8 protein-coding genes are annotated in these 7,704 nt (G+C 71.0%); 7 read left to right on the forward strand and 1 reads right to left on the reverse strand.

All coding sequences use genetic code 11. The features are described 5' to 3' along the window. Positions 1 to 40 precede the first annotated feature (40 nt). The 3 genes from ABR571_RS10065 to aspS are packed head-to-tail and all read left to right on the forward strand — an operon-like array spanning position 41 to position 3,815. The gene (locus tag ABR571_RS10065) at positions 41 to 700 is read left to right on the forward strand and encodes an MBL fold metallo-hydrolase (RefSeq protein ID WP_409453060.1); all 660 of its coding nucleotides are present in this window, start codon (positions 41 to 43) and stop codon (positions 698 to 700) included. Next, entirely contained in the window at positions 700 to 2,022 is a 1,323-nt protein-coding gene (hisS, locus tag ABR571_RS10070; RefSeq protein ID WP_409453061.1) for a histidine--tRNA ligase, read from the forward strand. Before ABR571_RS10065 ends, hisS begins: the two co-directional genes overlap by 1 nt. After that, positions 2,019 to 3,815, forward strand: coding sequence for an aspartate--tRNA ligase (gene aspS / locus ABR571_RS10075; RefSeq protein WP_409453062.1), 1,797 nt, complete (start codon positions 2,019 to 2,021; stop codon positions 3,813 to 3,815). The genes hisS and aspS overlap by 4 nt, the downstream gene beginning before the upstream one ends. Here the strand turns inward: aspS and ABR571_RS10080 are convergent. Continuing rightward, the gene (locus tag ABR571_RS10080) at positions 3,797 to 4,480 is read right to left on the reverse strand and encodes a signal peptidase II (protein ID WP_409453063.1); all 684 of its coding nucleotides are present in this window, start codon (positions 4,478 to 4,480) and stop codon (positions 3,797 to 3,799) included. The genes aspS and ABR571_RS10080 overlap by 19 nt on opposite strands. A gap of 162 nt (positions 4,481 to 4,642) precedes the next feature. On the opposite strand from ABR571_RS10080, the gene ABR571_RS10085 reads away from it, so the two are divergent. The 4 genes from ABR571_RS10085 to ABR571_RS10100 all read left to right on the forward strand — a co-directional run. Further along, the gene (locus tag ABR571_RS10085) at positions 4,643 to 5,935 is read left to right on the forward strand and encodes a replication-associated recombination protein A (protein WP_409453068.1); all 1,293 of its coding nucleotides are present in this window, start codon (positions 4,643 to 4,645) and stop codon (positions 5,933 to 5,935) included. A gap of 51 nt (positions 5,936 to 5,986) precedes the next feature. Further along, positions 5,987 to 6,394 (forward strand): DUF948 domain-containing protein, encoded by a 408-nt coding sequence (locus ABR571_RS10090; protein WP_409453064.1) that lies wholly within the window; start codon positions 5,987 to 5,989, stop codon positions 6,392 to 6,394. Next, positions 6,394 to 6,642 (forward strand): hypothetical protein, encoded by a 249-nt coding sequence (locus ABR571_RS10095; protein WP_409453065.1) that lies wholly within the window; start codon positions 6,394 to 6,396, stop codon positions 6,640 to 6,642. Before ABR571_RS10090 ends, ABR571_RS10095 begins: the two co-directional genes overlap by 1 nt. A 100-nt stretch (positions 6,643 to 6,742) precedes the next feature. Continuing rightward, positions 6,743 to 7,704, forward strand: a 962-nt coding sequence (locus tag ABR571_RS10100; RefSeq protein WP_409453066.1) for an alanine--tRNA ligase-related protein, incomplete at its 3' end; no start/stop codon positions are given.

Raw genomic sequence — 7,704 nt, forward strand, 5'->3', positions numbered from 1 at the left:
CAGCGACGTCCACCCACCCACAGTTCAGGAGTCCTCGGCCGTGCTCATCGCGGGTTTCCCGTCTGCCGCGACCGACACCAACTGCTGGGTGGTGGCGGCCGGTCCGGGGGAGCAGTGCATCGTCCTCGACCCGGGTTTCGGCGTCACCGGCCAGCTGGACGAGGTGATCGCCGAGCACCGGCTGCACCCGGTCGCCGTCCTGCTCACCCACGGGCACTTCGACCACACGTTCTCGGTCCTGCCCGTGTGCCAGGCCCGGGACGTCCCGGCCTACATCCACCCGGCCGACCGCCGGCAACTCGCCGACCCCTGGTCGGGCATCGGCGTCCCGCCCGGCACGCCACTGTTCGGCAGCCTCACCTTCGCCGAGCCGGACGACGTCCGCGAGCTGGCGTCCCACGACAAGATCTCCCTCGCCGGCCTCGACTTCACCGTCACGCACGCGCCCGGCCACAGTGCCGGCTCGGTGGTCTTCGGATTGTCCGGCGCCGACGAGGCCGTCCTGTTCTCCGGCGACGTCCTGTTCGCCGGCTCGATCGGCCGGACCGACCTGCCGGGCGGCTCGATGGCCGACATGGAGACCTCGTTGCGAAGCGTCATCCTCCCGATGGACGACGCGACGGTCGTGCACCCCGGGCACGGGCCGTCCACGTCCATCGCCCGGGAACGGCTGACCAACCCGTACCTGGCGGACCTCTGATGGCGATCTCCGGATTCCCCGAGCTGCTGCCGGCTCAGCGCTTCGTCGAGCTGGCCGTGCTGGACCGGCTGCGCTACACCTTCGAGCTGCACGGCTTCGCGCCGTTGGAGACCCCGGCCGTCGAATCGCTCGACCAGCTGCTGCGCAAGGGCGAGATCGACAAGGAGGTCTACGTCCTGCGCCGGCTACAGGCCGAGGCAGAGTCAGGAGATTCGGGGCTGGGCCTGCATTTCGACCTGACCGTGCCGTTCGCCCGTTACGTCCTCGAGCACGCCGGGCACCTCGAGTTCCCTCTCCGGCGCTACCAGATCCAGAAGGTGTGGCGGGGCGAGCGGCCCCAAGAGGGACGCTTCCGCGAGTTCACCCAGGCCGACATCGACATCGTCGCCAAGGACACGCTGCCGTTCCACCACGACGTCGAGGTCGCCCGGGTCATGGCCGAAGCGCTCGGCGTACTCGACTTCCTGCCGCCGCTGCGCCTGCAGGTGAACAACCGCAAGCTCATCCAGGGGTTCTACGAAGGGCTCGGGGCACCCGACGTCCCGGCCGTGATCCGGACGATCGACCGGCTCGACAAGGTGCCGGCCGACGTCGTCGGCCAGCAGCTCGTCATGGAGGCGGGGCTCACCGCCGAACAGGCCGGGCTCTGCCTGCAGCTGGCCGCCATCCGCACGCCGGATGCCTCGTTCGGGTCGGCGGTGTGGGCGCTCGGCGTGACGTCCCCGCTGCTGGACGAGGGGATAGGCGAGCTGACCGCCGTCATCGACGGCTGTTCGACGGTGACCGGCGTGACCGTCGAGGCGGACCTGCGGATCGCCCGCGGCCTCGACTACTACACGGGGACGGTCTTCGAGACGCGGATGGCCGGTTTCGAGGGCCTCGGATCCGTGTGCTCCGGGGGCCGGTACGACTCGCTCGCCTCGGACGGGAAGACGACCTACCCGGGAGTGGGCATCTCGCTCGGTGTCACCAGGCTGCTGACCCCGCTGCTGCAACGCGGCCTCATCACCGGGTCCCGCGCGGTGCCGTCGGTCGTCCTCGTCGCGCTGGCGAACGAGGCTGCGCGCGGTGCCTGCGATGCGATTGCCCAAGCGCTGCGGGCTCGGGGCATCCCCACCGAGGTCGCCGCCACGCCGCAGAAGTTCGGCAAGCAGATCCGCTACGCCGAGCGGCGGGGGATCCCCTTCGTGTGGTTCCCCGGAGAGCCGCACGAGATCAAGGACATTCGCAGCGGGGACCAGGTGGACGCCGATCCGGCGTCCTGGGCCCCGCCGGACAACGACCTGCGACCGCAGGTGCTGACGCAGAGAGTGGATGCATGATTCGCACGCACGACGCCGGGTCGCTCCGGGCCGCCGACGCAGGACAGACCGTCACCCTCGCCGGGTGGGTTGCCACCCGCCGTGACCACGGCGGCGTCACCTTCATCGACCTGCGCGACCGCTCGGGCTCGGCGCAGGTCGTGCTGCGCGAAGAGGACGCCGCCCACGCCCTGCGCAACGAGTGGGTCGTCGCGGTGACCGGTGAGGTCCGGCTGCGGCCGGACGGCAGCGTCAACCCGGCCCTGCCCACCGGCGAGATCGAGGTCGTGGCGTCGTCATTGGACGTCCTCAACGAAGCGGCCCCGCTGCCCTTCCAGCTCGACGCGTACTCCGAGGTCGGCGAGGAGGCCCGCCTCAAGTACCGCTACCTCGACCTGCGCCGGGCCGCGCCGGCCGCGGCCCTGCGCCTGCGCAGCGACGTCAACCGGGCCGCGCGCGAGACGCTGTACGCGACCGGGTTCACCGAGATCGAGACGCCGACGCTGACCCGGTCGACCCCCGAGGGCGCCCGCGACTTCCTGGTGCCGGCCCGGCTGCGCCCCGGCAGTTGGTACGCGCTGCCCCAATCGCCCCAGCTGTTCAAGCAGCTGCTGATGGTCGCCGGAATGGAGCGCTACTTCCAGATCGCCCGCTGCTACCGCGACGAGGACTTTCGAGCCGACCGGCAGCCGGAGTTCACCCAGCTCGACATCGAGATGAGCTTCGTCGAGCAGGACGACGTCATCGCCGTGGCCGAGCAGGTGCTGATCGCCTTGTGGAAGCTGATCGGGTACGAGGTCGAGACGCCCATCCCGCGCATGCCCTACGCCGAGGCGATGCGCCGCTACGGCTCGGACAAGCCGGACCTGCGTCTGGACCTCGAGCTGGTCGAGTGCGCCGAGTTCTTCCAGGACACTCCGTTCCGAGTCTTCCAGGCGCCCTACGTGGGCGCGGTGGTGATGGCCGGCGGCGCCGCCCAGCCCCGCCGGACCCTGGACGCGTGGCAGGAGTTCGCCAAGCAGCGCGGGCACCGCGGGCTGGCCTACGTCCTCGTCGGCGAGGACGGCGAGCTCGGCGGTCCGGTGGCCAAGAACTTGTCCGACGCCGAGCGCGCCGGCCTGGTCGAGCACGTCGGCGCTGCTCCGGGGGACTGCGTCTTCTTCGCCGCCGGAACGGCGACGTCGGCCCGCAGCCTGCTGGGCGCGACCCGGCTCGAGATCGGCCGGCGCCTCGGCCTCATCGACGAGACGGCGTGGAAGTTCGTGTGGATCGTCGACGCGCCGCTGTTCGAGCCGTCCTCGGACGCCGTCGCCGCCGGTGACGTCGCCGTGGGCGCCGGCGCGTGGACGGCCGTCCACCACGCCTTCACCTCACCGAAGCCGGAGTCACTCGCTACGTTCGACACCGACCCCGGCTCGGCGCTGGCCTACGCCTACGACATCGTCTGCAACGGCAACGAGATCGGCGGCGGGTCGATCCGTATCCACCGCCGCGACATCCAGGAACGGGTCTTCACGGTCATGGGGCTCACCGACGACGAGGCCCAGGAGAAGTTCGGCTTCCTGCTGGACGCCTTCAGCTACGGCGCCCCGCCGCACGGCGGCATCGCGTTCGGCTGGGACCGGATCGTCGCGCTGCTCTCGGGCAGCGACTCGATCCGGGACGTGATCGCCTTCCCCAAGACCGGCGGCGGCTATGACCCGCTGACCGCGGCGCCGGCGCCGATCACCGCGCAACAGCGCAAGGAGGCCGGCGTGGACTTCGTTCCCGAAGCGGACGACGCCGGCCCGACCGGTCAGGGCTCGACGGCGTAGATCCCCCGGCCCCCAGTGCCGGTGGAAGTGACCGCGCCGACGCTTGCGAGCAGCGCGGTGACCGCGACGGTGAGCAGGACGATCCGGCGGGCCTGCGCGACGCGGACCGGGTTGCGCGCCGGCGCCGCGTCGGACGGCGGTTGCCGGCGCCGGTCGAGGTGGGCCACCACGAGCGCGGGCACGAGCAGCGCGGAACCGGCCAGGATGGCCAGGTCGGCGACGTTCCACAGCCGTCCCCAGAAGTGCAGGAAGTCGAGGACTCCACGGCGGCTGCCCGGTGCGACGAAGTAGCGCATCCCGAGGCGGTCGCAGAGGTTGCTGGTCCAGCCCCCGATCAGCAAGGTGAGCGCGGTCAGCACTGCGGCGTGCCGGCGCCGGCGGACGAGCAGCATCAGCGAGGTCGCCAGCACCATCGCGCCGAGCACGTCGAAGGCAGCGCCGAGCACCGGACTGCGCAGCCATCCGCTGACCGCCGGGCTGACCAGCATGTTCCCGCCCGAGTTCACCTTCGCCCGACCGGCGTGCCGCCACGCCCACGCCTTGGACATCTGGTCGCAGTACGCGACGACGAGCAGCATGGCCAGCACCGCCCAGGTCTGACGGCGCAGAGCGGTCGACTCCGGTCTCTCGAGCAGTTGGGCCGACATGCGCACTCCGGCTGACACGCGCTGATGCAGACGCTTTCTCCGTGCAAAGGACGTTCCCGGACCCGCCAGGCGCGAAACCGGCGCCACCTCGGACCGGCCCGCACCTACGCTGGCCGGGTGACGCTCTTCGAACCGGACGAGCCGCGGGCCGACGCCGTCCCGTACGACGCGGCGGCGCCCATGGCCGCCCGGATGCGCCCCCGCACACTGGAGGAGGTGGTCGGGCAGGACCATCTGCTCGCACCGGGCTCGCCTCTGCGCCGGCTCGTCGAGGGCGACGCGCCGATGTCTCTGATCCTGTTCGGCCCGCCCGGCACCGGGAAGACGACGCTGGCGCTCATCGTCTCCACCGCCACCAACCGCCGGTTCGCTCAGCTGTCGGCCCTGAACGCCGGGGTGAAGGACGTGCGCGAGGTCATCGCCCGGGCCAAGGCCGAACTCGGCCGGACCGGCCGCCAGACGGTTCTGTTCATCGACGAGATCCACCGCTTCTCCAAGACCCAGCAGGACTCCCTGTTGTCCGCGGTCGAGGCTCGACACGTCACCCTGGTCGCCGCCACCACCGAGAACCCGTTCTTCTCGATCGTGTCCCCGCTGCTGTCGCGCAGCCTGCTGCTCACCCTGCAGCCGTTGGACGAGGCCGCCGTCGCACTGCTGGTCGACCGGGCCCTGGCCGACGAGCGCGGTCTCGGCGGGGCGGTCACCCTGGCCGCCGACGCGCGCGAGCACCTGTTGCGGCTGTCCGGGGGCGACGCCCGCCGCGCGCTGACCGCGCTCGAGGCGGCCGCCGGGACCGTCCAGGCCGAGGGGCGCACCGACATCGACCTCACGACGCTGGAGCAGGCGGTCGACCGGGCGGCGGTCCGCTACGACCGCGACGGCGACCAGCACTACGACGTCATCAGCGCGTTCATCAAGTCGATCCGGGGCTCCGACGTCGACGCCGCCCTGCACTACCTCGCCCGCATGCTCGAGGCCGGCGAGGACCCGCGCTTCATCGCCCGGCGTCTGGTCGTGCACGCCTCCGAGGACGTGGGACTCGCCGATCCGACGGCCCTGCTGGCGGCAACCGCAGCTGCCGAGGCCGTGCAACTGATCGGATTGCCCGAGGCGCGGATCAACCTGGCCCAGGCGACGATCCACCTCGCCCTCGCCCCGAAATCCAACGCCGTCATCGCCGCGATCAACGCCGCCCAGGCCGACGTGCGCGACGGGTTGGCCGGCGCCGTTCCGCCGGCGCTGCGCGACAGCCACTACCCGGGCGCGGCGAAGCTCGGCGCCGGTGCCCGCTACGTCTACCCGCCGGGCACGCCGGACGGTGTCGTCGCCCAGCAGTACCCGCCCGACGAGCTCGTGGGGCGCAACTACTACGAGCCCAGCGGCCGGGGGACCGAGCGGGCCATCAGCGAGCGGCTGGCCCGGCTGCGCGCGATGATCCGCGGCGCGGACGACGACACGGGCGCCCGGGAGTGACCCGATAGGGTCGGCTCCGCTCTGTTCTGCACTTCTCGCCGGGGAGGCCTGATGTCCGGAGGCGAGATTGCCGCGCTGATCGCGGCGGTCGCGTTCGTCCTGCTCGTGCTGCTGCTTGCCGTTCCGTTGCTCAAGCTGGGCCGCACGCTGGACGAGGCCACGCTGGCCGTGCGCAAGACCCACGACGGCATCGCCCCGCTGCTGGCCGAGGCGCACGAGACGATCGAGGCGGTCAACACCCAGCTAGTGCACGTCGAGGGCATCGCCAAGAACGTCAACTCGATGACGACCAACGTCGCGGCCATGACCGCAGTGGTCTCCAGCACGCTCGGCAGCCCGATGATCAAGGCGGCGGCGTTCACCTACGGCGTGCGCAAGACGGTGTCCGACCGCCGCGACGCCGATGCGGTGCGCACCGCGCGCCGGAAGCACCGGGCCGACAAGCGTGGGCGCAACTGATGAAGCGGCTCTTCTGGCTGGCGATGGGCGTGACGATCGGCGCGCTGCTGGTCCGTAAGGTGTCCCGCGCGATGGAGAAGCTGACGCCGCGCGGCATGGCCACCGGGCTGGGCGCGGGCCTCCGCGAACTCGCCGACGCCATCCGCGACTTCGCTGCCGACGTCCGCGAGGCGATGAGCGAGCGGGAGACCGAACTGCGCCAGGCGACCGGACTGGACAGACGCACGGAGACCGCGCCGAGCGAATAAGCGGCAACCGCGCGTCTGGCAAGGTAGAGCCGTGAGTGAGCGCAGCGAACGAACCATTGGTGCAGGCTTCGCCGACCGGACGAGCGAAGCGAGGTAGGTCGTGGAAACTGCCGACATTCGCGCCCGCTTCCTGGGGCACTTCGAACGCAACGGGCACGCCGTCGTGCCCAGCGTCCCGTTGCCGTTCGAGGATCCCAACCTGCTGTTCGTCAACGCGGGCATGGTGCAGTTCGTCCCCTACTTCGTCGGCCAGCAGACGCCGCCCTGGCCGCGGGCGACGAGCATCCAGAAGTGCATCCGCACGCTGGACATCGACGAGGTCGGCAAGACGACGCGGCACGGCACGTTCTTCCAGATGAACGGGAACTTCAGCTTCGGCGACTACTTCAAGGACGAGGCGATCCGCCTCGCCTGGGACCTCTCGACCAAGTCCGTCGCCGACGGAGGCTTCGGCCTCGACGGGGACCGCATCTGGGCCACCGTCTACCTCGACGACGACGAGGCCATCGACATCTGGCACAAGCAGATCGGGCTGCCGCTGGAGCGAATCGTCCGCAAGGGGATGGACGACAACTTCTGGTCGATGGGCATCGCCGGCCCGTGCGGCCCGTGCAGCGAGCTCTACTACGACCGCGGTCCCGACTACGGCGTCGAGGGCGGCCCGGCCGTCGACGAGGACCGTTACATGGAGTTCTGGAACCTCGTCTTCATGCAGAACGAGCGCGGACCGTCGACCGGTCCGGGCAAGTCCGACTTCCCCGTCCTGGGCGAGCTGCCGGCCAAGAACATCGACACCGGCATGGGCATGGAGCGCATGGCCGTCCTGCTCCAGGGTGTCGACAACCTCTACGAGATCGACCAGACCCGACCCGTTCTTGATCGGGCCGCCGAGATGGCCGGCAAGACCTACGGCGCGCACTCCGGGCACGCGGCGAATCAGTCGCACCCCGACGACGTGCGCCTGCGCGTCGTCGCCGACCACGTCCGCACGGCGCTCATGCTGATCGGCGACGGCGTGACGCCGTCCAACGAGGGACGCGGCTACGTCCTGCGCCGCATCGT

The sequence above is a fragment of the Jatrophihabitans sp. genome (assembly GCF_046262535.1).
Classification (GTDB): domain Bacteria; phylum Actinomycetota; class Actinomycetes; order Mycobacteriales; family Jatrophihabitantaceae; genus Jatrophihabitans.

Coding starts and splice junctions, on each gene's coding strand:
- hisS (WP_409453061.1), top strand. CDS start 700: ATGGCGATCTCCGGATTCCCCGAGCTGCTGCCGGCTCAGCGCTTCGTC.
- aspS (WP_409453062.1), top strand. CDS start 2,019: ATGATTCGCACGCACGACGCCGGGTCGCTCCGGGCCGCCGACGCAGGA.
- ABR571_RS10085 (WP_409453068.1), top strand. CDS start 4,643: ATGGCCGCCCGGATGCGCCCCCGCACACTGGAGGAGGTGGTCGGGCAG.
- ABR571_RS10090 (WP_409453064.1), top strand. CDS start 5,987: ATGTCCGGAGGCGAGATTGCCGCGCTGATCGCGGCGGTCGCGTTCGTC.
- ABR571_RS10095 (WP_409453065.1), top strand. CDS start 6,394: ATGAAGCGGCTCTTCTGGCTGGCGATGGGCGTGACGATCGGCGCGCTG.